Consider the following 23,675-nt stretch of genomic DNA (forward strand, 5'->3'; position numbering starts at 1 on the left):
GTAAAAAACCCCCTGACACGATAAGTGTCGGGGCTTTTTTATTTTATAAAATATTGCATTTTGAGCAGTGAAACGAAAAGTTTCGCTCTTTTCCCTTGTTGTGAAAGTACGTTTCTTGTTTCTTTTCATGTAGCAGCTAATAATAGAATTGTGGATAGCACATACAGCAAAAAGAAAGGACTGATGTATATGGAGTATGTTATTGAAACAGAAAACTTAACAAAACAGTACGGTTCCATAACTGTTGTTGATAATATCAATCTTCATGTGCCAAAAGGTAAAATCTATGGACTTCTTGGAAGAAATGGAGCTGGAAAAACAACAGCTATGAAAATGATGTTACAACTTGTTTATCCAACCGCAGGAGTAATCAGGCTCTTTGGTAGCAACTCAAAAGAATATGCACAAACTGCTTATAAGCAAATTGGTTCCATCATAGAAACACCAGGCTTTTATGATAATTTGACAGGGCGGGAAAATCTACAAATTCTTGCAAAGTTGCGTGGTGGGCTTTCTGCGTCTAAGATAGAACAAGCTCTTGAAGCCGTTGGGTTAGAACATGAAAATCATAAAATATTTTCAGACTATTCATTAGGCATGAAACAGCGTCTTGGTATTGCGGCGGCAATTATGCACGAGCCTAAACTTTTGATACTGGACGAACCGATAAATGGACTTGACCCTATTGGAATATCTGAAATTCGTTCATTCTTATCTGAATTAAGTAAGAAGAAAGGAACTACTATTTTTATTTCAAGCCATGTTTTAAGTGAAATAGAACAAATCGCAGATATTATCGGTGTTATGCACAGGGGTGTTTTAGTAGAAGAAGTAAACATGACGGAACTTCATAAACGCAACAGAAAATGTATTAAATTTGAAGTATCAGACAGTAAAGCAGCAGAAAAGATTTTACTTGATAGTTATGGACTTACCAAATATTCAAGACAAGAAAAATCAATTATGATTTTTGATTTTTCAATTCCTGTTGCAGAAATCAATAAGATATTTGTAAAAAGTGGATTGTCGGTAACGGGCATAGCCATAAGCGAGGAAAACTTAGAAGAATATTTTTCAAATTTGATTGGAGGTGGTGGAATTGCTTAATCTTGTCCATTGTGAACTGTTAAAGTTAAAACGGTCAAAAATGGTACTAATCAGTATATTAGGGGTTTTATCTACTCCATGTTTAATGTTTGCAGAGGCATTGCAAAATCATTTCAGACACCCAGAACGCATAATTACTTTATCAGACATTTATAGCAATAGTTTGATGTATGTCATGCTATTAACCAATATGGTAATTTATGTAGCAATTATCGCTTACCTGTTTAGTCGTGAATACTCGGAACATACGCTTAAAACTATATTGCCTATCCCAATTTCAAGAACAAGGCTATTGATTGTAAAATTTTTCACTTTATTTCTTTGGATTATCATGCTTACCGGGGTAACATGGATAGGTATTTTTATTTTATCAGGCATATACCATATTGCATTTCACTTAGAGGGATATTGCCTTTTTACAGCAAGCGTGTGGCTGCTCAAATTTCTTTTTGGTGGTGTTTTAATGTTTGCGACTGTTTCTCCATTCGCTTATATTGCACAAAAAACAAAGGGATTTGTAGTGCCTATTATTATTGCTTCTGTTATCGTTATGGGAAGTGCTGCTCTTAGCAATCAAGATATGGGGGCATTGTACCCTTGGACAGCCACATTTTTCATTGTCAACGAAAGAATACAAAACACAGGTTATCCTATGTTTTTATCCGTAGGGCTTATTACCTTTGTATCAGTAATGGGTTTTCTTCTAACATTTTTTCATTTCAAAAAGGAGGACTTAAAATAGTGGAATTTGACTCTATAGAAATTCTCAAAGTGATTTTTCTTGGAATTGTTGAGGGTATTACAGAGTGGCTTCCTATTAGCAGCACCGGACATATGCTTCTTGTAGATGAATTTATCCACCTCAACATGAGTGCCGCATTTAAGGAAATGTTCTTTGTAGTGATACAGCTTGGTGCAATTTTAGCAGTAGTCGTTATGTTTTGGAAAAAGATGTTTCCATTTCAACTAAAAGATAAAATGCAGCCAGTAATAAAAAAGAACACCTTTATTATTTGGCTGAAAGTAATTATTGCTTGTATTCCGGGGGCTGTCATAACTATTCTATTTGATGATTATATAGAAGCACATCTGCATACCCCAATGGTAATCGCAGCAACACTTATCATTTACGGTTTAGCTTTTATTGTGATTGAAATATGGAATAGAAAGAATATTCCTATTACACCGAGTTTGGAAGATATAAGTTATAGAACAGCTTTTTTAATCGGAATGTTTCAAGTGCTTTCCATTATTCCTGGCACTTCACGTTCAGGAGCCACGATTATAGGTGCGCTTTTATTGGGCGTATCAAGAATTGCAGCAGCAGAATTTACATTTTTCCTTGCTGTTCCAGTGATGTTTGGTTTAAGTGCAATTAAAATACTGAAATTTGGAATATCGTTTACAATCACAGAATTTCTTTTTTTGGTAATCGGCATGATAACTGCTTTTGTTGTATCTGTTTTAGTGATTAAATTTCTCATGGGATATATCAAAAAGCATGATTTCAAAATCTTTGGTTGGTATCGTATTGTACTTGGCATTTTGGTTATTTTATTGCTTGGGTAACTGTTTTGTATATAAATCAATTTCATAAATAATGTATCTGCCACGTGGCGGTAAAGAAAAAAAGCCGTCACGAAGCAGATGTATTTTCGCGTGCAAAAATCGCGGTGGCTTTGTTTGGAGCCGCCGCTTTTTTTTGATTTTAATAGGTTTGAATATTTTATAAAAGTGGTGGCGGTATCAAGGAGGTATCATCGTGTCCTTTTTTACTGTTCGCCCACCTAATTTCTAAAAAAAAGCCTATCCCCTGCAACGGGGTATTCCGGGCATGAAGATGAACAATCACATCATCTAAATACTTTTTATGTTTCCCTTGCGCCTGTCTGCGTCTTGCAGACGGGCGCATTTTGTATTTTATCGAAAGTTTTTTTGAGAAACTCCGCAAATTCTCCGACTATTCGGGGGTACGCGGTTTTGAGGGTTTACGAAAGGGGACATTTCAAAACTCCACCGCTTTCGCGGGAAGCGAAAGGAGGTGAGAACATGAACGAGCCTATGACTGCACATATTAAATCAGAACAGGACGAACGCGGTTTGTTACCTTACCCGGTAATCATAGCCGCAACAAAGGGCGACCCGGAAGCTATGAATATTGTCGTACAGCATTACGAAAGTTACATAGCGTTCCTGTCTATGCGAAAGCTGCGCGACGAGCGCGGGAATATCTATTATGGCATAGATGAGGATATACGCGACCGATTACGTTCGCGTCTTATGCGGGCTGTCCTGTCATTCAAAGTTTGAGATAGCAGACAAGCAGCGTTCCCCTTTCCGCTGTTTATTCTATCTTGACCTTTTCTGCTCTTTGAAAAAGAAAGCGGCGCAAGAGAACGGCGACGCAGTATAGGGCAAATCGGATACGTTCCTTTTGTGCCGAGCCATACGGCGGGTGCGTCATGACTTCCCTTTCGGGAACGAGCGAACGACACCACACCGCAAAGCAAGTTAGCAGCTTGCGGGCGACGACACACAAGAGGGATAATGATACTCCCTTACAGCCACAGTCCGAGCGTTAGAAGCGTCGCAGGCAATGGGTAGGGCTGCGTGAGAACCACGCAGGAGTGAAATTCTCGTGGAGCTATGCTAATAGCCGTTCGATTAAAGCCCCTTTTATTCAAAAACAGACCTTTGAGCCATTTTGAAAGGGGGTATTCCTATGGCTAAAAAGGAAACTACAAACCATGCCGCCCCTGTTTTACCTATGCTGAAAACGGTAGAGCAAATGAGCAAGGTTAGCGGTATTGGAGAAAATAAATTACGCGAGCTTATGGATAACGGCGAACTGGAATACGTTCAAAACGGAAACCGCCGCTTGATTGCCGATACCGCTATATGGGATTGGTACGAGCGAGTAAAAACCGCCGTAAAGCCCCCGGCAGAGCAAGGGGGTTAAGTTATGGCAATCTCAACAAGACAAGTGAAAAACAAACGCGACAGCAACGGCGTACTGACCGGGCGACCAGGCACAGTCTACGATGTGAACATAAAGTACACCGCCCCGGACGGAAAAAAGAAGTCGTATGCGAAAAAGGGCTTTGCCACCAAAAAGGAAGCTGCACAGCATGAAGCGGAAATGAAAACAAAGCTCCAAAATCCGGGGCAAGTTGCTTCTATCACTTCACAGAGGAAACAGACCGTCGCTGCCTATCTCAATGACTGGGTGGAAAGCTATGCAAGAGTGAACTTGCGCCCCTCTACTTATGACGGGTACAAAAAGACTATTGCTAACTATATCAATCCCTATATCGGCGGCGTTGCCCTCAATCAGCTTACCCCTGCTATGGTAGACAAGATGTTTCAGCAGATTATCGACAAGGGCTTAAAACCGTCCACCGCAGCCGGGGCAAAACGTGTTTTGAGTGTGGCGTTGAGCCATGCCCGCAAATACCGCTATATCGAAACCAACGCGGCAAAAGATACCCTTACGAAGTTTGGGAAAGGCGACAAGACCCCCGACCCTTACACGCCGGAACAAGTGAAAGCCCTAATGCAGCGTGTCGAGGGTACTGTTTGGGAAATGCCCGTTATCTTGGGCGGGCTTTACGGTATGAGCCGTTCTGAAATCTTAGGCTTGCGTTGGCGCAATGTAGATTTGGAAAACAACACCTTTGACGTTACCGAGCAGCTACCTTTCAAGGTACCGCCGAAAACAAAAGTCATTGAAGAAATGGCACCGCCAAAATCCAACGGCAGAAAGCTACCCATTACAGAGCTTGCCCGCCCGTTCTTCCTCAAACAGCTTGCCATGCAGGAAGCACAGAAAGAACAGGCGGCAAAAGACGGAAAGCCCTACTATGACAATGACCTTGTTGTAGCGAAACCGGACGGCGCACCTATCGCCGCGTCGTGGGTGTCCTCTCAATTCGGAAAGCTGCTTGAAGATTTGGATATGCCGCACATTCGTTTTCACGATTTACGCCATACGGCAGCGACCAATATGCACCAACTGACAGGCGACTTCTATACGGTTGGCGAAGTCTTGGGACATACGCTTGCAGGTATCGGCGCGTCGCTTGGGCTTTCCATGAACTTTGAAGCTGTTACCGCCCGTTATGTAGATGTGCGGCTTGAACGGAAAAAAGAAGTTTTGGACGCTTACCATAGCGCGGTGGAAAAAGCCGCCCCGGAAAAACCAAAGGAAGCCGAGCCGAAAAAAGAAAACAGGGCAGCAAAGAAAAAACGCGGCGAAATAGACCTTTAACCGCTGTATCTCTTTACTGCTCTTTACAGCCTTTTATATGCCCGCGTGGAATTTGGGCACCATTTACGGAAAAAGCACCATGAAAACAGAGGGTAAAAGAAACGCCGATAACTCACAAAAACGTAGTGTTCATGCGGGTTTTCGGCGTTTTCCTATCCCTTGACGGGCTTCTATTCATCTTGTGCGAGAGAGAAAAATTCTACTATTTTTTATTCTATATAAATATTCTGCGTGGCTGGCTTCACATGATGTGGTAATCGTAATCCTGATATTCCTATTTGCTTTGGCCGTAGGCTGCATACTTGTGTTCCCAATCGCTTTGACTGCGGTGTTTTTCATAGAAGGGATAAAGGTCGCCAGGCATGAAGGAATGAAACCATCCAACTTATTGTCGTTGCTGTTCTCTGTCTTGCTATTTGTGTATTTGGCCGTCTGGCCAATGATTGGAAACCTGAACAAGAATACAGTAGGAATAATTATTTATATAATTATTGGTTTCTCAGCAGTGTATTTATTATCCTTAATGGCCATATATTCACTCTCTGCTGTCCTAAATCTTGTTCACTTCAAAAAGAAAAGGAATGCAGATTATATTGTTGTTCTGGGATGTGGAGTGATTGGAAAGCGGGTCACACCGCTGCTTGCAGCCCGAATTGAAAGAGGAATGGAGTTGCTGAAGTGGAATCCAAACGCGATACTAATTATGTCCGGCGGACAAGGCCCTGGTGAAGCCATTCCAGAAAGCGAGGCTATGGCTGCGTATGCGGTAGATAAAGGCGTGGATCCAGATAGGATTATAAAGGAACAGGAATCAGTATCAACGAAAGAAAACCTGTTGTTTTCAAGGAAGCTGATGGAGAAAAAAAGCCCTAAAATTATCATCGTTACAACGGCGTATCATGTGTTCAGAGCATTGATTCTGGCAAAGCAGCAGGGAATAAAATGTGTGGGTTTCGGGGCAAAGACAAAATGGTATTTTACGTTGAATGCGTTAATCCGTGAATTTATTGGGTATTTGAGTTTAGCACGGAAGCGACACGCTCTTGTGATTGGTATAGTGTCAGTGCTCGTTATAATGGTCAAAGGTATTGGATGATTAAGAGCGGGGATAAGGCTGCGGTTACATGTATCCCGGATATTCTATTCCTACAAAATTGTAGACTTTCAGTAATATTGCAGTAAGGTAACTATGGCATACTTTCTGTATGAAAATATGGGAAAGAGGCGCTTATGAACTGCAAACACAGAAAAAATTGATATTGCTGGATGAGGAGGAAGCCTGTGAAGCCGGTGCATATGAAGGAAAATGTAGTGATAATGAGATATCAGCAATCAAACGATATGCTGAAAACTTTGGCCTGATTTTTCAATTGAGAGACGACTTGATGGATTTTCTGCCTACAGGAGATTTGCCAGGGAAGATAGTACATAATGATTTTTGGAACGGATATTATACGCTTCCGGCTATCCATACATTTTCTGATTGCAGGTATGGAGCCGAATTAAGACAAATTGCAATGGATATCAAAAATGGTCTGTATAGTGAGTTGGCAGACGATCGTATAGCAGAACTCATCAGTGCTTCAAATGGCTTCCAGTATACTTTGAGAATGATGGATGAATACGCGAAAGAAGCCAAGGAGGGACTGGATGTGTTTAAAGATTCTACTGCCAGGCAAAAACTATTGGAACTGGTTGAAACGGTTCGACTGAATGCCCATAAAATCGTATCGGATTATTGATCTGATTTTCCCTTAGACATTATAGGAATGAAAGGACAGCGAAAAAGCTTCGTAGCGAATTAACAAATCAAGGAGGACCCGTTATGTTGCGCAAATTAATTTCTGCATTGCTACTTCTGGTGATAGTGATGACATGCCTTACGGGATGCGGTACGGATTTAATCCGTGGAATCATTAAGGAGTATGAAGATAATAAAGATGGTATTATAAGTGAGTTCCGTGAACTGAAGGATGGTACGCTCAATGAATTCAATGACTGGATAGATTCGATAACTCAATACACACTTACCGAGGATAAAAAATTAAAAGGTGAGCGGGAACCCGGTATGGATGATTATGTTGGAAGTTATGAAGCTGAGTACATCCGGTTTAACGGAGAAGAATATATTTTCGGTGGCACTTTGCCGGATCGTAAGAACGGCAGTGCACTGAAGGTGACTTATTCACTAAATATTGAATCCGGTAAGGCTGCTCTTTATTGGCTCGAAAGTGCAGATGGGCACATTCTTTTAGGAGATAAAGAGCAGCATATGATTGCGGAAGTAACTGCTGAGGATGTTTATAGATTTACTTTTGATGCCGGATATAACTTTATTGTTCTCAAAGGCGATGATTTTACTGGGAGTTTATCACTTGTAGTTGAATGATAAGTCACGGATCTCGTTATATACATAAGGAACGAATAGAGTTGGTAGCAGGCATCTGGTAACAGGTGAGTCTATCAACTCTTTTGTGCTGTTGAGGATAAAGTTGTGGTAATATGCCATTATGGGTAAAATAAGTTGTGACATACTGTTGCCCGATAAGTGCATTGGTAATAGGACATAGAGCTGGTTTTAATGAAATTTAGAGTCTATAAGAAGGATGGTAAAAATGAATGAAACGAATATTTTTAGTTGAGGATGACCTGAGTTTAATCAATGGATTGTCCTTTGCCATAAAAAAGCAGGGGTATATGCTGGATGTTGCCCGAACTTTCCGTGAGGCAGATCAGATATGGGCAGAAGGGAAATATGATCTGGTGGTTTTGGATGTGTCATTGCCGGATGGCTCCGGATTTGATATATGCAGAAAAATACGCCAGACATCAAAAGTACCGATTATGTTCCTGACTGCGGCCGATGAGGAAACGGATGTAATCATGGGGCTCGATATAGGCGGCGATGACTATATCACGAAGCCATTCAAACTGGCGATTTTTATGTCGCGGGTCAATGCCCTGCTTCGGAGGAGTGATAATTTCAGTGAGACAGATGCCGAACTGAATTCCAATGGAATTTCGGTTCATCTCCTGAAGAGCGAGGTCTATAAGAATAACCAGCAGATTGAACTGACAGCCAGTGAATATAAGTTGCTGTGTTTGTTTATGGAGAATCCAGACAGGGTACTCTCGCAGGAGCAGATTTTAAACAGGCTGTGGGATTGTGATGAAAACTATATTGATAACAATTCTCTTTCCGTTTATATACGTAGACTGCGGAAGAAGATTGAAGACGATCCTGGGAACCCAACCCGTATTATAACGGTCAGGCGTTTGGGCTATAAATGGAACACGGATTGTTGAGGTGCCAAATGAGGATATTTGCAAATCAAAAAATCAAAGCCTTATTTTATAAAATTCTGATATGTATGCTGGCTCTTACCTTGTTATCTGTGGCCTTCCTGGTTCTGAAACCGGAAAATGCAGCCCTTTATATATTGCTATCTTCTCTGGGCATGGGAATTATTATATTGGCTGTCTGCTATGGATATTTCAAAAAGCAGAACGAAATCATGGAAAATGCCGTGGAGCAAATTACGGAGTATATCACCGGCAGCCGTGAGACTCGGATTGCATGTGATGAAGAAGGAGAATTGTACAGACTGTTCCATGAGGTGAATTCTCTGGCGGCCATCTTGAATGCGAGTGCAGAAAACGAGAGAAAATCAAAGCTCTTTTTGAAAAATACCATATCGGATATCTCTCATCAATTGAAAACGCCCCTTGCGGCGTTAAATATTTATAATGGGCTCTTAAAGGAAGAGGTGGCAGAGCTGCCAGAGCATCGAGAACTCATACTGCTGTCTGAGAAGGAACTTGACCGGATTGAAATGCTGGTGCAGAATTTGCTAAAGATTACGAAGCTGGACGCTGGCTCCATTGTGTTTGAGAAGGCTTTTGAAAATGTGGCGGATATGATGGGAGAGGTGGAGCTGCATTTTGCATACCGTGCGAAGCAGGAAGAAAAGGAACTGGTTTTGTCAGGGGAAGAACAAATCTTATTGCTTTGTGACCGCGACTGGATGATAGAGGCGGTAGAAAATATTGTAAAGAACGCCTTTGACCATACAGGCAGCGGGGATTTCATCCGAATCGAGTGGAAGCAGTCTGTATCCATGATTCAGATTGTTATAAAAGACAACGGAAGCGGAATCCACCAGGAGGATCTGCATCATATCTTTAAGCGGTTTTACCGGAGCCGGTTTTCCAAAGACAAGCAGGGAGTAGGCCTTGGGCTTCCGCTTACAAAAATGATCGTTGAGGCACATAAAGGGACAATAGAAGTACACAGCGAATTGGGAATGGGTACTACATTTGTCCTGAACTTCTTAATTCCTACAAAATTGTAGGCTTACTGTAAGAGGGCTGTAGGGTTTTGATGCTATCCTTTTACTACGGTGAGGCATACGGAAGACAAAACAGTGTGCTGATCCGAAATATTTTGAAAGGGGTTCTTACCTATGAATTTATTAGAAGTCCATCATATATGTAAGACTTATGGCAGCGGTGAAACCGCTGTAAATGCACTGAAAGATGTCAGCTTTTCTGTTCCGAAAGGAGAATATGTAGCGATTGTCGGCGAATCCGGATCCGGCAAAAGTACACTTTTAAATATGCTGGGGGCGCTTGACACGCCTACATCCGGCAAGGTACGGATTGATGGCAAGGATATTTTTACGATGAAAGAAAAGGAGCTGACAGTTTTCCGCCGCCGGAATATCGGTTTCATTTTTCAGGGATTCAATCTGATTCCGGAGCTGACGGTTGAGCAGAATATGATTTTCCCGGTACTGCTGGACTATCAGAAACCAAATAAAAAATATCTGGAAGAACTGCTTGAGGTGCTGAATCTGAAAGGACGCAGAAACCATCTTCCAAACCAGTTATCTGGCGGCCAGCAGCAGAGAGTAGCCATCGGCCGTGCGCTTATCACACGTCCGTCCTTGATTCTTGCAGACGAGCCGACTGGAAATTTGGATTCTCAAAACAGCAGTGAGGTTATTGCGCTTCTAAAAGAAGCTTCCAAGATGTATGAGCAGACCATTATCATGATTACACATAATAACAGTATTGCACAGACCGCAGACCGGGTATTGCAGGTAATGGATGGTGTACTAACTGATCTGGGGAGGTGCCGTGAATGAGAAGTTATCTTAGCCTTATCCCGATCTCCGCAAAGGTCCGCAGACGGCAGAACCGTATGACGCTTCTATGTATTATCTTTGCTGTGTTCATGGTTACGGCAGTATTTAGTATGGCAGAGATGGGCGCCAGAATGGAACAGGCAAGGCTATTGGAGAAACATGGCAGCCTGTCCTTTCAGGAGTTGTTCAGCAGTGAGATGGGGCAATCACTGATCCTGATAGCGGGAGTGTTATTCTTTCTGATTTTGATTGCCGGCGTATTGATGATTTCGAGCAGCATGAACAGCATTGTCGCTCAGAGAACAAAGTTCTTTGGAATGATGCGCTGTATCGGAATGAGCAGAGAACAAATTATTCGCTTTGTGAGACTGGAAGCTTTGAATTGGTGTAAAACAGCGGTTCCCATTGGTTTAGGACTTGGAATTGTCACTACCTGGGGACTGTGTGCAGCTTTGCGGTTTCTTGTTGGCGAAGAGTTTTCCGAGATTCCTCTTTTCAGGGTCAGCATCATTGGGATTGTCAGCGGTATTATCGTTGGTGTTGTGACAGTATTATTTGCGGCGAGTTCCCCATCTAAACGGGCGGCAAAGGTGTCTCCTATTACGGCGGTTTCAGGCAATTCTGAAAGTAACAAAAAGGTACGTCGTTCCGTAAACACCCGGATTTCAAAAATTGAGACTGCGCTGGGGATTCACCATGCGGCTTCCGTGAAGAAAAACCTGATCCTGATGACGGGATCCTTTGCCCTCAGCATTATCCTGTTTTTAAGCTTTTCCGTTCTGATTGATTTTGTCAATCATTTGATGCCCCAATCCGCCGCAGCTGCTGATATAAGTATTTCAAGCAGTGATGGCGTTAATTCCATCAACAACAGTTTGGCGGACACGATCAGCAGCATGGAAGGTGTAAAACAAGTCTATGGCCGCAGGAGTGCCTTTGATATCCCCGCAGGATTAAATGGTGACACGACGCTTTCCGGCACAATTGACGTGATTTCTTTCGATGATTTCGATCTGGAGTGTCTGGAAAAAGACGGTATGCTGCAGCGGGGCAGCAATTTGTCAGATATTTATGGGAACAGCCATTATGCCCTTGCAACATGGGATCGAAGCTGTTCCTGGAAAATTGGAGATAAAATTCTGGTCGGGGATGAAGAACTTGAAATTGCCGGATTGCTAAAACATGATTTATTTAGCAGTGATGGTCTTACAGGTGGAAAGATGACCCTCATAACCTCCGGTGAAACCTTTGCTCGTTTGATGGGTGAAACCGACTATTCACTTCTCATGGTACAGATGGAGCGTGATGCAACGGATACAAATGTCCAGGCGATTTCTGACACGGTAGGAAATGATTATCGTTTTAGCGATAAGCGCGATGAGCAGACAGGCGGAACATATCTGGCATTTGTTGCCTGTGTCTACGGCTTTCTGGCAATTATCACATTAGTTACGGTGCTGAACATTGTCAACAGTATTTCCATGAGCGTATCGGCAAGGATGAAGCAATATGGGGCAATGCGTGCGGTGGGAATGGATGATCGCCAGATTTCAAAGATGATTACTGCAGAAGCATTTACCTATGCTTTTTGGGGATGTGTAGTCGGGTGCGGGATTGGATTGCCTTTTAGCAAGCTGCTATACGATTTCCTCATTACAGAGCATTTCAGTTATGCAGTGTGGAGTTTTCCGGTATCTCTGGTGGCAATCATCATTTTGTTTGTTGTGCTTGCGGCAGTTTTGGCAGTGCACGCTCCAACCAAAAGGATACGTAATATGGAAATCACAGAAACGATAAACGATCTGTGAGTGAGTGGAAGAGAAAAGCGGTACAGTGGAAAGAAAAGGCCACTGTACCGCAGAGTATTTTATATACCGGTTTTAGGATTGGATGAGGAACATGAAAGATAAGACCTGTATTTTAGAAGGAACCATTCAGCGAGTAAAGGAAATGGCTGTTACGGTATCCGGGAGGCTGCTATAGGATATTTTGGAAAAGAACCATCCGAATTAAGCGATTATGAATGTGCGGTATTGGCGGGACTTCCCAATGCCCCGTCCATTTATTCTTTGGACGAAAATAAGGAACTGGCTTTACAGAGGGTGGGGCAAGTGCTGCAAAGCATGGTAAGAAACAGGGTAATCACACAGGAAGAAGCCGATAGGATAGCGATAGGGAATTAGGGAGATGGATACAAATGCCTTAATTTCATATAGGTTGGCATCCCCTCTTGAAAATCCGTATAGATATGCTAAACTATCTCGTGTGAGGTGAAAATGATGAAGCGTTGCATTGTAGTTACCGATATAGTCGCATAATACAAAACATTAGGAGGATTTCAAAATGACTATATCGGACAATAAAGTATATCCACGCTCAGAGGATAAAGAAACTGTTTACTTAAAAAGTGTTGTAACAAATCCAAACATTATCATTGGCGATTTCACCATTTATAATGATTTCGTCAATGATCCGCAGATGTTTGAAAAAAATAACGTGTTGTATCACTACTCTATCAATCACGACCGGCTTATCATAGGGAAGTTCTGTTCCATAGCCTGTGGGGCGCGATTTTTATTCAATAGCGCTAACCATACGCAGGCATCCCTTTCTACCTATCCATTTCCTATCTTTTTCGAGGAATGGGATCTGGATATCGAAGATGTAGCTACAGCATGGGACAATAAAGGTGATATTGTCATAGGAAATGATGTTTGGATTGGATATGAGGCGGTAATTATGTCTGGCGTTACCATCGGGGACGGTGCCATCATCGGTACTCGTGCTGTCGTTACAAAAGACGTGCCGCCATATACTATTGTCGGCGGCATTCCTGCAAATGTAATTCGCAGGCGGTTTTCAGATAAAACGATTGACTTCTTGAACGAATTGAAATGGTGGGATTGGTCAATAGAGAAGATTGCAGAAAACATTGCGGCTATAAAATCAGGTGATATTGATAATTTAGGATAGAGCTTAGTGGGGAGATTCGCTAAATCATTCCCACCACTTGAAAATCTGAAATAGATATGTTATACTACCTATATCAGTATCAGTAATTGCTTTCGAGCGATTAGAGTTTTTCCGGTTACACAGTGTCTGAGAGTATATACTTTCAGGCACTTTTTTTGTTTCTTCTGCTTCTTTTCTAAGAAGCACAGAATGGGGAGTCCGGAGGCACAAGCCCTCCGCCCATCTGTTACAATTTCATATCAGGCCCTCGGGCAATAAAGGCACTCAGAGAATTTTGGTTCTTTGGGTGCTTTTAGTTAAGAGATAAAGCACATCATTAGTGCTTTACCTTCTGCACTTATTTTGTACCAAAAATTTTTTCTATTTTTTCGGTTTCAACTTAACAAATCACACCTTGCTGTACAGATATGGTGCGGAAAGAGGAATAAACACTTTTCAAGGCATAGCTGGAAAGGGGGTGAGATTATGAAACCATCTGATTTCCAGAAAACGATACAATGCCAATTTGAATGTAAGCTAAAACGAGTTGTAAAAGGCATTGTAAAGAATTATCAGAAAGAGTTGAAACGAAGGATGAGCAAACAAGACGCTTATCAGTGGTTGGCGGATTTGATCTGCGCACCTTTATCGGAGGCGCATATTGGCTATCTGGGCGAGTATTACTGCAAGCAGGTCATTGAGGAGAGCCGAGCCTCCTTATCAGGTGGGTATGTATTCCTACGAGGATCTTTTCCGGATCGGCTGCATTGGGCTTTGTAAAGCAGCGTCAACAGACAAAGGAGGGACGGAATGAGGACAGGCAAAACATAAGGGATGCTGAGAGCCTTGAGTGCTTTTTTCGGCATCCCGCTTTTTTTATTTTGGAGGCAAGTTATGAATAGACGAAAAAAGACAGTTATATCATAGGAACCCGAATTTACTCCAGACTCGAAGTCGGCGACATCATTATTTTTCATCACGATTGGAAGCTGCTGGTCAAGCGCATTGCAGCAAAGGAGAGTGAACAGGTAGAGCATAACGGAGCCAGTCTGACAGTACCGGAAAAAAGCTATTATGTTCTTGGAGACAATGCGGAGCGTTCACTGGATTCGAGATATTGGGAAGATCCGTTTGTGAGGGATGAAGAAATCGTGGCATGACCGAAAAACAAGTGTAATCCCTCTTTTTAATTTACCTTTTTTTAAGTCTTGTGCTGGAATACTTTCTATATTCCCATTATCAATTGAGCGTAAATATTCAGCTTGTGATAAATGCAACTTTTCTCTTATTAGTGCAGACACTTTTACTGGAAATAGGTATTTGCTTTTTATTTCAAGTTCCACATCTTCACTGGGTAGAAAGACTTCGCCAATAATTGAATATTGAGGTATATCGACTTCATCAACGCCGTTTCTGTAAAGAAAATCCATATCCATTGCATATTTTTCTACAAGTGAATGGCTATTATTTTGAAAGTCCTCTAATTGTAGCAAATTCAATGATTGCGGAGAAATATGGGAGTGTACTCTTGCGTTCCATGAATTATCGCAATTTAAGCAATTATATATAAGCCAAATATCTAAAGATCTCCGCCTAGCATTGACGCGAAACTTTCAAGGCTTATTACGATGCCAAGAGAGCGGAAGGCCGGACTCACTACAATGCCTTAGGACATTGTGCCGGCTAGCTCGTCAGAGTCATCTGGAAGATGCATACTGACGATATCGAATTCAACCTCGAATAAGAGGTCTGTATACCAATAGCGATAAATTTTTTAAATCACCTTAATAGCTGGTCTCCATCTTTGTTTTAGTTCATTAAAGAATGAGGTGGAATTTCACAACTTCTTTTCATAAAAGACCGCCTTTGCTTCGATGGATAAATTGTATCATTCCATCATTTCAAACCCAACCTAATGTTCTTTTATGAAAAGAATATAAGAGGAAGGCTGATACGGTCCTTAAACCATATCAGCCTTTCTCTAATCATTATTCCTTAACTGCCCAATAATCCGTTGAATACTTTTCAAAGATAGATAATATTTTTTTGCTAAAGTTTCCATATCTATCCCGGCAAGATAATCTGCATAAATGTGTCTGTTTCTTTCTTGTAGTTCTTGACGGATTGAGGTTGTTTCTCCCCAGCCCTTTTTGTTATTTTCTACTCTGGGAATATAAAGAAATTCCCCGTCAACATACTCTTGAACTTTTAGCAATAAATCTTGTGGCAGAACGTGTGTTGCTTTCTTATAGCTCATTTTTGCGCTCCTAAATAATTGTTGTACAGGAACAGCAAAGACTATCTGCAACACGTATTCAAATTTGATGGTTGCGATAGCCTTGCTTACGCACCAATAACGATAGGACTAAGCATACACACAAGCCTCCTTTTCATGGTATCATCTCATATTTTAATATTAACATAGCAGAGAGTAAAACCTCAAGTTTGTTTATTAAAAGAAAATGAGGAACGGCATTAACTATATCCTTTTACAAAGAGGATAGTGAAAACACATTATTGCAATGCCCAAAATGTGATTACATATAAAAAACGATAAAATGGAGCAGGCAGGGATCCGTGACTACGCTTGCTCCGTTTTTGGTTTTTCAGATAGCGCAGTGTGGTGTTTGGCTGCGCCTACGGTGAAGTTTTGACCATACAAGTGATAAAAGGATAAATAAAGGACAATTGGAGAAAAGATTTAGGATTGAATAAGGGACAATAAAAAAATAAAGCAGCCAACCCTGCGCAGCCGCTTTATTTCTTGCTATTCAGTTCCTTCATAATGCCGAGGAGATAAGCCATAGACTTGGGATCCAATTTTTTTGCTTCTTCGATAAATTCCTGCAGAGCCTCTGGATAAGGGTTTCCTTTATCGAAGAATTCCCACGGTGTTACGCCCAAATATTCGCAGATGTAAAAAAAGGGTTGCATGGCCGGAAGTGACTTTTTATTTTCGATGTTATTGATGTAGTTGTTTGCTTGCCCCAACGACAATGACATGTCGCGTGCAGATACACCCTTTTGTGATCGCAATTTTGCCAGCCGTTCCGGGACAAAATCTTCATACATCGTCTTCACCTCCATTCTCTAATAGATTGTACCTCGCACATATGCTTTATTCGCAAAAATAAAAGGGGTGTTACATTGACCTGAAAAAATAAATCTATTATAATTAGGTAAGATGAAAAAATATAACTATCGAACGAAGGAGATACAATGAAAGGAAAGACATGTTGTATTACCGGGCATAGGGATGTGCCTGATAAAGAGATTAACAGCATAAAGAAAGCTCTGTATCAGGAAATAAAAAAAGCAGTGAAGAATGGCTTCACTGTCTTTCTGTCTGGTTTTGCAGATGGTGTGGATCAATATTTTGCTGAGATTGTTTTGGAACTGCAGAAAGAAAACGGGAACTTAAAACTGATTGCAGTGCTTCCATACCGTAGCCGTGTGAAAGGCTTGAATCGCAGGGTACAAACAAGAGCTTTGCTGAGTGCCTGCACTGAGATGGTGGTAATTTAAGAGGAATATCAGCCTAACGTCTATTTGCAGCGCAATCGGTATTTGGTCGAGCATTCAGACCGCGTGATTGCTGTGTACGATGGGAGGGAGAAAGGCGGTACGGTGAAAACAATCCGTTTTGCACACCGCCTTCAGAAAGAGCTGCGTGAAATTCCGGTAGGATTAAACTTGGACAAAAAAAGAATAAATCTTGGATGTGATCGTGTATAGTAGAAACGGAGTTGCAGTCTAATCAATGATAAGATAAAATTATTAAGAGTTAATCTATAGGCAAATCCCTAAGAGCGGGTTTGCAGATTAGTAAAAGAGATATGGGAAAGAAGGGAAACCAGATATGCTTGATAAAATACCAAATATGGACGATATGACCGCTTTGATTGGGCAGTCTTTATATGACGTGTGGCAAAAGCTATGCGCCACGATTGATGAAAAGTACGATATGGACCACATTTGGAACAGCGGCGGCAAAGCATGGGCCTATGAATACAAATACCGCAGAGCCGGAAAAACACTCTGCGCCCTATATGCAAGGGAGAACTGCGTTGGCTTTATGGTAATACTGGGAAAAGACGAGCGGGCGATATTTGAATCCGGTCGAAGTGAGTGTTCGGAAAGCGTCCAGAAGATTTACGATGAATCAAAAACCTATCATGATGGAAAATGGCTGATGTTTGAGCCTGTTGATACATCTTTGTTTGGAGATTTCATGCGGCTATTAGCCATTAAGAGAAGGCCAAACAGGAAATAGAAGGTCGTGGAGGCGAAGATGGCAAAAAAGATAGACCCAAAACAAACAATAACTTCCTGATCTGAAGGAGAGACTTATAATGACAAAAATTCTGATTCACGGTTCAGGCCATAAAGCGACAAGCTGGAATGAAACTATCTCATATATGACAAGCAATGAGGATGTTATGTGTCCAGATCTATTTGCCATCCTTGAAGAAAAAGAAATATTTTATGCAAATTTATACTCTTCATTTATAAAATATTGCGACGGAATTGAAGGTAAAATTCATCTGTGTGGCATTTCATTGGGTGGCATTTTAGCGTTGAACTATGCTTTGGATTTTCCACAAAAGGTAAAGACTTTAGTTTTAATTGGTACGCCTCATAAGATTCCGAAGGTAGCATTTGGTATTCAAAATGTAATATTCAGATTTTTGCCAAAATCTATTTTTGAAACTATGGCATTCGATAAAAAGGGCACGTTCGCTTTAGGAAACTCTATGAAGGATTTGGATTTCACCGGCAGAGTGAATAATGTGAAGTGCCCTGCTCTTATCATTTGCGGAAAGAAGGACAGTGCGAACATAAAATCAGCATATTACTTGTCAAAAAACATAAAAAGCGCAGAATTAAAAATTATTGAAAACACTGGTCATGTTGTAAACGAAGAAACTCCAAAAACCTTAGCAAGAATATTGACAGAATACTATTCGTTAAATGATTAATCAATCTTGTTGAGTAGCAAAAGTCATTTATTATCGCAGATAAAGTTATAAAGAACAAAGGGAGATGGCGAACCTGCAAAATGAAATCGACGTATTGTAATAGAGAAATAAAAAAATTTTAATATTTATCGGAAGGACTAAAAAATGATAGGATTGATTGTTGCACGTTCTAAGAATAATGTAATTGGTAAGAATGGCAAAATACCATGGAAGATACAAGGCGAACAAAAGCAATTTAGAGAACTTACGGTAGGAAATGTTGTAGTGATGGGAAGAAAATCATATGAAGAAATTGGTCATCCACTTTTAAATCGAAAAAACATAATAGTTTCGAGAACAAAGAAGTTTATGGATGAAAACTTGATTACTGTATCCTCTTTGCAAGAAGCAATTGCGTTTTCTGGTGATACAAATATTTATATTGCAGGAGGATACGGCTTATTTAAAGAAGCTATCCCATTAGTTGATAAAATGTATATTACAGAGGTGGACACGATTATTGATAACGGTGATGTGTTTTTTCCTGAATTTGATGTAAATGAATTTAATGTTGCTATCGATGAAACTTGTGGAGATGACATTAAATTTACAAGAACTATCTATACAAGAAAGAATTAGTCAGCTTCCAGTTATCGGGGAACTAAAGTCTTGACGGTAAAAGAAAAAGACGGCGAAAATGACTCCAGTTCTAATTTGGATCGGAATGAAATATTCCGTGTGAATCTGGGGGTCCGCAAAGCGACTTTCAGCAAGCTGTTCGATACTATCCCCAAACGGTCGGGAAAGAGTGAAACGGTCAGTATGCAGTATGATTTTTCATCAACAGATTGTATTCTGCCACACCCGGTATATGCTTGGAGGGGATGGATATGTTCGCTGAGTCCATCGGAAAAAACATTTGCGGAGCTGAAACCGCCTTCATCTAAAAACAGACAGCCCTGGAAGTACATTGTGGTACAGGGAGATGCGAAAGAAGAAATGTTAAGGGGTTTCCGTCAGGGAATTGAAAGGGAAGAAAATGAGTGTGCGTTGCTGCCTCAGAGCAAACGCTACATTGCCGCGGCGAAACATACTGTTGATTTGATGGAAGCAGCACCGACAATCGTTCTCGTTGTTAATTCAATAGGAAAAAATGAAATGGGAGAAATGACGCCGGAAGAACATGTTTATGAGATCTGCAATATACAGTCCATAGGTGCTTCCATACAAAATATGCTTCTCGCCGCTACGGAAAAAGGAATAGGCAGCCTTTGGATATGTGATGCTTATTATGAGGATGGCTGTTTTTATATCATCACATACGCTGCGTCCAACAAGATGAAACAGATAGACCATAACCCCATAGTGGCTGTGGCCGGCGAATGGTTTACTGCGCATGGCAAGGGGATAAACCTCGGGTGGTTCTGCAAAAAGGAAAATCATGAAATGGCCCAAAAGCTGAGACAGGCATTCAGCGAATGGATTGATAACGGGCACAACAATTTTGATGATGAAAATACGATCATCTTATGTATTCAATTAACAGAAGGAACTTTATTCTCTCATGGCACGAGGTATGACATAGATTTCTCTGATAACTGATGCCTGTGGAAATTAAAGATGGATGATTGGGTGAGGTGAAGAAAATGCTTAAAAAGATAAACAGCTTTATCAACATACTTATGGGAGGCTTCATTGGTGCATTTATCGGAGGAAGCATATTCAGATATCTTGACTACAAAAATCATCCTGAGTTGTTTGCTATGCAATCTGCACCATGGTATACCGGCATTCAAATTTCTGGCATAGTATTCTGGATTGTATTTATAGTAGTTGCTGTAATTTCCCTAATATTTTCTTTGCCTATGATGGCATGGAAATTATTGTATAACTGAAAAACACAGATAGCAGAATTAAATAGGAGGTGTTTCTGTGACAGAGTTAGAAAAATGTATGGCCGGCAATTATATAATTGTCATGATGAAATCTTTCTGCAATATAAGAAGCAGGCAAAAGAGCTGCTTGACATTTATAACAGACTGACCTACGACCAGAAAAAAGAAAAGAAGGAAATTTTACATAAGCTGTTCGGCGGGATTGGAACGAATGTGTCGGTAGGGGCGCCATTCCTGTGTGATTATGGGTGTAATATTATTACCGGCAGCAATGTGTCGATCAATATGAACTGCTCCTTTATCGACTGCAATCAGATAAAAATCGGAAATAACGTCATGATTGCTTCAAATGTGCAGATTTATACGGCAACGCATCCCGTGGAACTGGCAGAACGCCTGACACCAGACTGGATCCCGGAGAGCGGAAAGCAGATTGATAAGAGAACTGACAAATTTTAATTTGCTGAGGTGACTACTATGAACCAAAAAATTCAATGCAAAAAGACAATTTGCTCTATTATAATGTGGCTATTATTAATTCAAGGATTACTCCTCGGAATGAAACAAATTGTATTTTGCTTTGTGAATGAAACGCTTTATACCAGAAGTATGACTACAATGGTATCTATGATGATTCTTTTCGCAATTATATTTTTATATTGTCAACGTAGCAAGCGGATAATGTCATTTTTTCCAACAAAGTTTAGTTCGCCTTACATTATCGTCACAGTAATTGCCGTTAGTTTTTATGTGGTAACTTTATTTTTTGTAAAAAGGTTATCGATACAAAGCTTCCTCATGTTGCTTTACGGGAGTATTATAACGCCAATTTTTGAGGAATCACTTTTCAGAGGTCTTATATGGAACAGGCTAAACAGTTGTTTTGCGAAGGAATGGAAAACATATATGACAGTGACTCTATTATTTGCACTTTGGCATATTGGATATGCCATTGGTATATATTTTTGGAAAGGCGGAAATCTATTGAATTTCATAATAATGAAAGTAATGATTGGCGCAATATTTGGATTGATTACAGGCGCAATAAGATATAAAACAAAGAACTGCTATTTAGGAATACTTGTTCATGGAATGCTAAACGCATTTGGATAATTATTGACTCAAAAATTAGACCTGCGACAAACTCCAGTTTGTCAGCTTGTGAAAACAAGCATCATGTACAGCATAGTTTAGCTGGAATGGCTGGGGACAAGCTAGTTAGGAGGTATCATGAAAGGATTTAACCGAAAAAATCAATTATTTTCCCTTTGTGGCTTAAACTGTGGGCTTTGCCCCATGTTTTTGAATAAATATTGCCCCGGCTGCGGGGGCGGCGAGGGAAATCAGTCCTGTAAAATTGCAAGGTGCAGCATGGAGCATGACGGTGTGGAATACTGCTTTCAGTGCAGTGAATATCCTTGCCCAAAATATGAGCATATTGATGACTTTGATGTCTTTATAACATCTCGAAACAAAAAATCTGATATGGAAAAGGCTAAGCGAATCGGGATAGACGCTTATAATGCGGAACAGGTGGAAAAGACAAAAATACTGGATATGCTTCTGTCCGGTTTTAATGACGGGCGCAAAAAGACACTGTTTTGTACGGCGGTAAATCTTTTGGATCTGCAGAAGTTGCAGGAAATACTCAGGCAAATTGAGAACAGAGCCGATTTGGATACACTGACGCTCAAAGAAAAAAGTACTTTTGCTGCAGAATTGCTGAAGGCGGCGGCAGCAAAGAACAATATTGAGTTGAAGCTGCGAAAGAAAAAGTGAGGACTTCAATACTGCAATCATTTAATAAAGTATTGAAAAGGATAGAGAATATAGATAAATGAAAGTAATAAACGTCCCTTTGCAGAAAAATAAGTGATGTTCTGCAAAGGGAATCAGATATTAATTATGGAGGTATGCTTGTAAATGGATAAATGGTTCACGATTGACCAGATTGATGAAGGCACATATATTATCAGCGAATACCGGCATTGGGAGGAGACGCATTGCTATCTGTTAAATGGCTCCAGCCGCAGCTTATTGATTGATACGGGTCTGGGAATCTGCAATATTTATGATGAAGTAATGAAGCTGACAAATAAGCCTGTTACGGCCGTTGCCACCCATATTCATTGGGATCATATTGGCGGCCATAAATATTTTCCGGACTTTTATGCCCATGCGGAAGAATTGAGCTGGCTGAACGGTGAGTTTCCGCTGACAATAGAAACAATCAGAGGGATGGTGTCAGACCGCTGCGATTTACCAGACGGTTACGATACAGGTACTTATGAGTTTTTCCAGGGGACGCCAACAAAGGTGCTGGAGGATGGAGAGAACATTGAATTAGGTGGACGGAATATACAGGTATTGCATACCCCGGGCCATGCTCCGGGGCATATGTGTTTCTGGGAATCAGACAGAGGCTATCTGTTTACCGGAGACCTGGTTTATAAGGATACTTTATTTGCCTATTATCCGTCAACAGACCCGGACGCATACCTTGCTTCTCTTGAAAAGATTTCGGAGCTTCCGGTCAAGAAGGTTTTTCCTGCGCATCATAATTTGGATATTCAGCCGGAGATTTTAAGCAGAATGAGAAATGCGTTCAGGCAGCTTCGGGAAGATGGTAAATTACATCACGGCAGCGGCACATTTGACTATGGGGATTGGGCAGTATGGTTATAAAGAGAAGGAATAAGAATATGAAATATCGTGAATTGATAAATTACCTAAAAGAAGAACCGTACCCGGTTGACGGGACTACAAACCTTATGCACGATTATCAGCACAGTGCTGTATCTTAAGCCCTTTGCCGCCAGGGGGAAATTGTTATGGGGATCGTGTATGATCCCTTCCATGAAGAAGTGTTTTCAGCGGTTAAAGGCAAGGGCAGCTTCTTAAATGGACAGCCCATACATGTATCAAACGCAGAAAAACTATCCGACACGATGATAGGATTGGGAACAGCAAAAAGAGAGCTGGCCGATGAAAACTTTGCCCGGTTCCGCAGGGTGTTCGGTCAGTGCCAGGATGTCCGCAGGATTGGTTCTGCCGCTCTGGAACTGGCATATACCGCCTGTGGCAGACAAGGGGGATATTTCGAGATTTACCTGAATCCCTGGGACTATGCTGCCGGTATGCTGTTGATTCAGGAGGCTGGCGGTCAAGTGACTGATTTTACGGGGAAACCGCTTGACCCGAAAAAGGGCAGCAGCGTAGCAGCTACAAACGGATATATACATACAGAACTGCTAAAGTTGATATAAAGGGTAATAATCAGGTGAGTGTCAAGAAAAATTTTTTAACCATATAACCACCAACAGAACCACCGGAACGAATCACTGTGACG

Annotated in this window: 28 protein-coding genes and 4 pseudogenes; 29 read left to right on the forward strand and 3 right to left on the reverse strand. The window is 41.1% G+C overall.

Annotated features, from left to right (window positions below; genetic code table 11):
* The first annotated feature begins 183 nt into the window (after nucleotides 1–183).
* The 17 genes from E1963_RS03790 to E1963_RS22505 all read left to right on the forward strand — a co-directional run bounded on the left by E1963_RS03790 (nucleotide 184) and on the right by E1963_RS22505 (nucleotide 14,633).
* Entirely contained in the window at nucleotides 184–1,107 is a 924-nt protein-coding gene (locus E1963_RS03790; RefSeq protein ID WP_465221084.1) for an ABC transporter ATP-binding protein, read from the forward strand.
* Entirely contained in the window at nucleotides 1,094–1,849 is a 756-nt protein-coding gene (locus tag E1963_RS03795) for an ABC transporter permease (RefSeq protein ID WP_479686845.1), read from the forward strand. Before E1963_RS03790 ends, E1963_RS03795 begins: the two co-directional genes overlap by 14 nt.
* Nucleotides 1,849–2,676: an undecaprenyl-diphosphate phosphatase gene (locus tag E1963_RS03800; RefSeq protein ID WP_132275451.1), complete on the forward strand. Its 828-nt coding sequence runs from the start codon at nucleotides 1,849–1,851 to the stop codon at nucleotides 2,674–2,676. Before E1963_RS03795 ends, E1963_RS03800 begins: the two co-directional genes overlap by 1 nt.
* A gap of 480 nt (nucleotides 2,677–3,156) precedes the next feature.
* Nucleotides 3,157–3,417, forward strand: coding sequence for a helix-turn-helix domain-containing protein (locus E1963_RS03805; RefSeq protein ID WP_414655366.1), 261 nt, complete (start codon nucleotides 3,157–3,159; stop codon nucleotides 3,415–3,417).
* 412 nt (nucleotides 3,418–3,829) lie between these two features.
* Nucleotides 3,830–4,066, forward strand: coding sequence for a MerR family transcriptional regulator (locus tag E1963_RS03810; protein ID WP_132275454.1), 237 nt, complete (start codon nucleotides 3,830–3,832; stop codon nucleotides 4,064–4,066).
* A gap of 3 nt (nucleotides 4,067–4,069) precedes the next feature.
* Nucleotides 4,070–5,374 carry an Arm DNA-binding domain-containing protein gene (locus tag E1963_RS03815; RefSeq protein WP_132275457.1) on the forward strand — a complete coding sequence of 435 codons (1,305 nt, stop codon included), beginning with the start codon at nucleotides 4,070–4,072 and terminating at the stop codon, nucleotides 5,372–5,374.
* A gap of 250 nt (nucleotides 5,375–5,624) precedes the next feature.
* Nucleotides 5,625–6,470 carry a YdcF family protein gene (locus E1963_RS03820; protein ID WP_243117551.1) on the forward strand — a complete coding sequence of 282 codons (846 nt, stop codon included), beginning with the start codon at nucleotides 5,625–5,627 and terminating at the stop codon, nucleotides 6,468–6,470.
* Nucleotides 6,471–6,579: 109 nt separating this feature from the next.
* Nucleotides 6,580–7,116 (forward strand): polyprenyl synthetase family protein, encoded by a 537-nt coding sequence (locus E1963_RS03825; protein ID WP_132275463.1) that lies wholly within the window; start codon nucleotides 6,580–6,582, stop codon nucleotides 7,114–7,116.
* Between the two features lie 83 nt (nucleotides 7,117–7,199).
* A complete protein-coding gene (locus E1963_RS03830) occupies nucleotides 7,200–7,763 on the forward strand; it encodes a hypothetical protein (protein ID WP_132275466.1) in 564 nt (187 codons plus the stop codon).
* 230 nt (nucleotides 7,764–7,993) lie between these two features.
* Entirely contained in the window at nucleotides 7,994–8,680 is a 687-nt protein-coding gene (locus E1963_RS03835) for a response regulator transcription factor (RefSeq protein WP_132275469.1), read from the forward strand.
* 8 nt (nucleotides 8,681–8,688) lie between these two features.
* Complete coding sequence (locus E1963_RS03840) at nucleotides 8,689–9,726, forward strand: sensor histidine kinase (protein WP_132275472.1); 1,038 nt, start codon at nucleotides 8,689–8,691, stop codon at nucleotides 9,724–9,726.
* Nucleotides 9,727–9,837: 111 nt separating this feature from the next.
* Nucleotides 9,838–10,521, forward strand: a complete 684-nt coding sequence (locus E1963_RS03845; RefSeq protein ID WP_132275475.1) for an ABC transporter ATP-binding protein — start codon at nucleotides 9,838–9,840, stop codon at nucleotides 10,519–10,521.
* Nucleotides 10,518–12,329 (forward strand): ABC transporter permease, encoded by a 1,812-nt coding sequence (locus tag E1963_RS03850; RefSeq protein WP_132275478.1) that lies wholly within the window; start codon nucleotides 10,518–10,520, stop codon nucleotides 12,327–12,329. The genes E1963_RS03845 and E1963_RS03850 overlap by 4 nt, the downstream gene beginning before the upstream one ends.
* Nucleotides 12,330–12,434: 105 nt before the next feature.
* Nucleotides 12,435–12,704 carry a transglycosylase domain-containing protein gene (locus tag E1963_RS23030; RefSeq protein ID WP_132276092.1) on the forward strand — a complete coding sequence of 90 codons (270 nt, stop codon included), beginning with the start codon at nucleotides 12,435–12,437 and terminating at the stop codon, nucleotides 12,702–12,704.
* A 160-nt stretch (nucleotides 12,705–12,864) separates the two neighbouring features.
* Nucleotides 12,865–13,494, forward strand: a complete 630-nt coding sequence (locus E1963_RS03860) for a CatB-related O-acetyltransferase (protein WP_132275481.1) — start codon at nucleotides 12,865–12,867, stop codon at nucleotides 13,492–13,494.
* A gap of 465 nt (nucleotides 13,495–13,959) precedes the next feature.
* A complete protein-coding gene (locus E1963_RS03865; protein ID WP_132275484.1) occupies nucleotides 13,960–14,253 on the forward strand; it encodes a zinc-finger-containing protein in 294 nt (97 codons plus the stop codon).
* A 224-nt stretch (nucleotides 14,254–14,477) separates the two neighbouring features.
* Entirely contained in the window at nucleotides 14,478–14,633 is a 156-nt protein-coding gene (locus E1963_RS22505; RefSeq protein ID WP_334295639.1) for a S26 family signal peptidase, read from the forward strand.
* Here E1963_RS22505 and E1963_RS20395 read toward each other — a convergent pair.
* From E1963_RS20395 to E1963_RS03880, 3 genes and pseudogenes are all read right to left on the reverse strand, one after another.
* Nucleotides 14,574–15,065: pseudogene (locus E1963_RS20395) on the reverse strand (DUF1062 domain-containing protein); the annotation flags it as partial. The gene E1963_RS22505 and the pseudogene E1963_RS20395 overlap by 60 nt on opposite strands.
* Nucleotides 15,066–15,454: 389 nt before the next feature.
* Complete coding sequence (locus tag E1963_RS03875) at nucleotides 15,455–15,730, reverse strand: CD3324 family protein (RefSeq protein WP_132275490.1); 276 nt, start codon at nucleotides 15,728–15,730, stop codon at nucleotides 15,455–15,457.
* A 500-nt stretch (nucleotides 15,731–16,230) separates the two neighbouring features.
* Nucleotides 16,231–16,545 (reverse strand): helix-turn-helix domain-containing protein, encoded by a 315-nt coding sequence (locus tag E1963_RS03880; protein WP_132275493.1) that lies wholly within the window; start codon nucleotides 16,543–16,545, stop codon nucleotides 16,231–16,233.
* A gap of 147 nt (nucleotides 16,546–16,692) precedes the next feature.
* Between E1963_RS03880 and E1963_RS23460 the strand changes: the two genes are divergently transcribed.
* The 12 genes and pseudogenes from E1963_RS23460 to E1963_RS03935 form a co-directional block, all read left to right on the forward strand.
* The gene (locus E1963_RS23460; protein WP_330570676.1) at nucleotides 16,693–16,998 is read left to right on the forward strand and encodes an SLOG family protein; all 306 of its coding nucleotides are present in this window, start codon (nucleotides 16,693–16,695) and stop codon (nucleotides 16,996–16,998) included.
* 334 nt (nucleotides 16,999–17,332) lie between these two features.
* Nucleotides 17,333–17,746, forward strand: a complete 414-nt coding sequence (locus tag E1963_RS03890; protein ID WP_132275496.1) for a DUF3788 domain-containing protein — start codon at nucleotides 17,333–17,335, stop codon at nucleotides 17,744–17,746.
* A 79-nt stretch (nucleotides 17,747–17,825) separates the two neighbouring features.
* Entirely contained in the window at nucleotides 17,826–18,452 is a 627-nt protein-coding gene (locus tag E1963_RS03895; RefSeq protein ID WP_243117552.1) for an alpha/beta fold hydrolase, read from the forward strand.
* A 144-nt stretch (nucleotides 18,453–18,596) separates the two neighbouring features.
* Entirely contained in the window at nucleotides 18,597–19,070 is a 474-nt protein-coding gene (locus tag E1963_RS03900) for a dihydrofolate reductase (RefSeq protein WP_132275502.1), read from the forward strand.
* A 27-nt stretch (nucleotides 19,071–19,097) separates the two neighbouring features.
* A pseudogene (locus E1963_RS21225) lies at nucleotides 19,098–19,352 on the forward strand (DUF6194 family protein); the annotation flags it as partial.
* A gap of 24 nt (nucleotides 19,353–19,376) precedes the next feature.
* Nucleotides 19,377–20,033 (forward strand): annotated as a pseudogene (locus E1963_RS03905) (nitroreductase family protein); the annotation flags it as partial.
* A 44-nt stretch (nucleotides 20,034–20,077) separates the two neighbouring features.
* Nucleotides 20,078–20,326: a hypothetical protein gene (locus tag E1963_RS03910; RefSeq protein WP_132275505.1), complete on the forward strand. Its 249-nt coding sequence runs from the start codon at nucleotides 20,078–20,080 to the stop codon at nucleotides 20,324–20,326.
* A gap of 54 nt (nucleotides 20,327–20,380) precedes the next feature.
* A complete protein-coding gene (locus E1963_RS03915; protein ID WP_132275508.1) occupies nucleotides 20,381–20,785 on the forward strand; it encodes a maltose acetyltransferase domain-containing protein in 405 nt (134 codons plus the stop codon).
* Nucleotides 20,786–21,124: 339 nt separating this feature from the next.
* Nucleotides 21,125–21,439, forward strand: a complete 315-nt coding sequence (locus E1963_RS03920) for a CPBP family intramembrane glutamic endopeptidase (protein ID WP_243117589.1) — start codon at nucleotides 21,125–21,127, stop codon at nucleotides 21,437–21,439.
* 117 nt (nucleotides 21,440–21,556) lie between these two features.
* Complete coding sequence (locus E1963_RS22515; protein WP_132275514.1) at nucleotides 21,557–22,105, forward strand: DUF3795 domain-containing protein; 549 nt, start codon at nucleotides 21,557–21,559, stop codon at nucleotides 22,103–22,105.
* Nucleotides 22,106–22,249: 144 nt separating this feature from the next.
* Complete coding sequence (locus E1963_RS03930) at nucleotides 22,250–23,011, forward strand: MBL fold metallo-hydrolase (RefSeq protein ID WP_132275517.1); 762 nt, start codon at nucleotides 22,250–22,252, stop codon at nucleotides 23,009–23,011.
* 62 nt (nucleotides 23,012–23,073) lie between these two features.
* Nucleotides 23,074–23,592, forward strand: a pseudogene (locus tag E1963_RS03935) (inositol monophosphatase family protein); the annotation flags it as partial.
* Between the last annotated feature and the right edge of the window lie 83 nt (nucleotides 23,593–23,675).

It is taken from the genome of Extibacter muris (genome assembly GCF_004345005.1).
Lineage (GTDB): Bacteria > Bacillota > Clostridia > Lachnospirales > Lachnospiraceae > Extibacter > Extibacter muris.

Bases quoted from the DNA above. Each gene is read 5' to 3' on its own strand.
- E1963_RS03835 (WP_132275469.1), top strand. From the start codon at position 7,994: ATGAAACGAATATTTTTAGTTGAGGATGACCTGAGTTTAATCAATGGA.
- E1963_RS03930 (WP_132275517.1), top strand. From the start codon at position 22,250: ATGGATAAATGGTTCACGATTGACCAGATTGATGAAGGCACATATATT.
- E1963_RS03850 (WP_132275478.1), top strand. From the start codon at position 10,518: ATGAGAAGTTATCTTAGCCTTATCCCGATCTCCGCAAAGGTCCGCAGA.
- E1963_RS03920 (WP_243117589.1), top strand. From the start codon at position 21,125: ATGTTGCTTTACGGGAGTATTATAACGCCAATTTTTGAGGAATCACTT.
- E1963_RS03830 (WP_132275466.1), top strand. From the start codon at position 7,200: ATGTTGCGCAAATTAATTTCTGCATTGCTACTTCTGGTGATAGTGATG.
- E1963_RS03915 (WP_132275508.1), top strand. From the start codon at position 20,381: ATGTATGGCCGGCAATTATATAATTGTCATGATGAAATCTTTCTGCAA.
- E1963_RS03845 (WP_132275475.1), top strand. From the start codon at position 9,838: ATGAATTTATTAGAAGTCCATCATATATGTAAGACTTATGGCAGCGGT.
- E1963_RS03815 (WP_132275457.1), top strand. From the start codon at position 4,070: ATGGCAATCTCAACAAGACAAGTGAAAAACAAACGCGACAGCAACGGC.
- E1963_RS03805 (WP_414655366.1), top strand. From the start codon at position 3,157: ATGAACGAGCCTATGACTGCACATATTAAATCAGAACAGGACGAACGC.
- E1963_RS03900 (WP_132275502.1), top strand. From the start codon at position 18,597: ATGATAGGATTGATTGTTGCACGTTCTAAGAATAATGTAATTGGTAAG.
- E1963_RS03840 (WP_132275472.1), top strand. From the start codon at position 8,689: ATGAGGATATTTGCAAATCAAAAAATCAAAGCCTTATTTTATAAAATT.
- E1963_RS03890 (WP_132275496.1), top strand. From the start codon at position 17,333: ATGCTTGATAAAATACCAAATATGGACGATATGACCGCTTTGATTGGG.
- E1963_RS23460 (WP_330570676.1), top strand. From the start codon at position 16,693: ATGAAAGGAAAGACATGTTGTATTACCGGGCATAGGGATGTGCCTGAT.
- E1963_RS03910 (WP_132275505.1), top strand. From the start codon at position 20,078: ATGCTTAAAAAGATAAACAGCTTTATCAACATACTTATGGGAGGCTTC.
- E1963_RS03895 (WP_243117552.1), top strand. From the start codon at position 17,826: ATGACAAAAATTCTGATTCACGGTTCAGGCCATAAAGCGACAAGCTGG.
- E1963_RS03810 (WP_132275454.1), top strand. From the start codon at position 3,830: ATGGCTAAAAAGGAAACTACAAACCATGCCGCCCCTGTTTTACCTATG.
- E1963_RS03880 (WP_132275493.1), bottom strand. From the start codon at position 16,545: ATGTATGAAGATTTTGTCCCGGAACGGCTGGCAAAATTGCGATCACAA.
- E1963_RS03825 (WP_132275463.1), top strand. From the start codon at position 6,580: ATGAAAATATGGGAAAGAGGCGCTTATGAACTGCAAACACAGAAAAAA.
- E1963_RS03790 (WP_465221084.1), top strand. From the start codon at position 184: ATGTATATGGAGTATGTTATTGAAACAGAAAACTTAACAAAACAGTAC.
- E1963_RS22515 (WP_132275514.1), top strand. From the start codon at position 21,557: ATGAAAGGATTTAACCGAAAAAATCAATTATTTTCCCTTTGTGGCTTA.
- E1963_RS03875 (WP_132275490.1), bottom strand. From the start codon at position 15,730: ATGAGCTATAAGAAAGCAACACACGTTCTGCCACAAGATTTATTGCTA.
- E1963_RS03865 (WP_132275484.1), top strand. From the start codon at position 13,960: ATGAAACCATCTGATTTCCAGAAAACGATACAATGCCAATTTGAATGT.
- E1963_RS03860 (WP_132275481.1), top strand. From the start codon at position 12,865: ATGACTATATCGGACAATAAAGTATATCCACGCTCAGAGGATAAAGAA.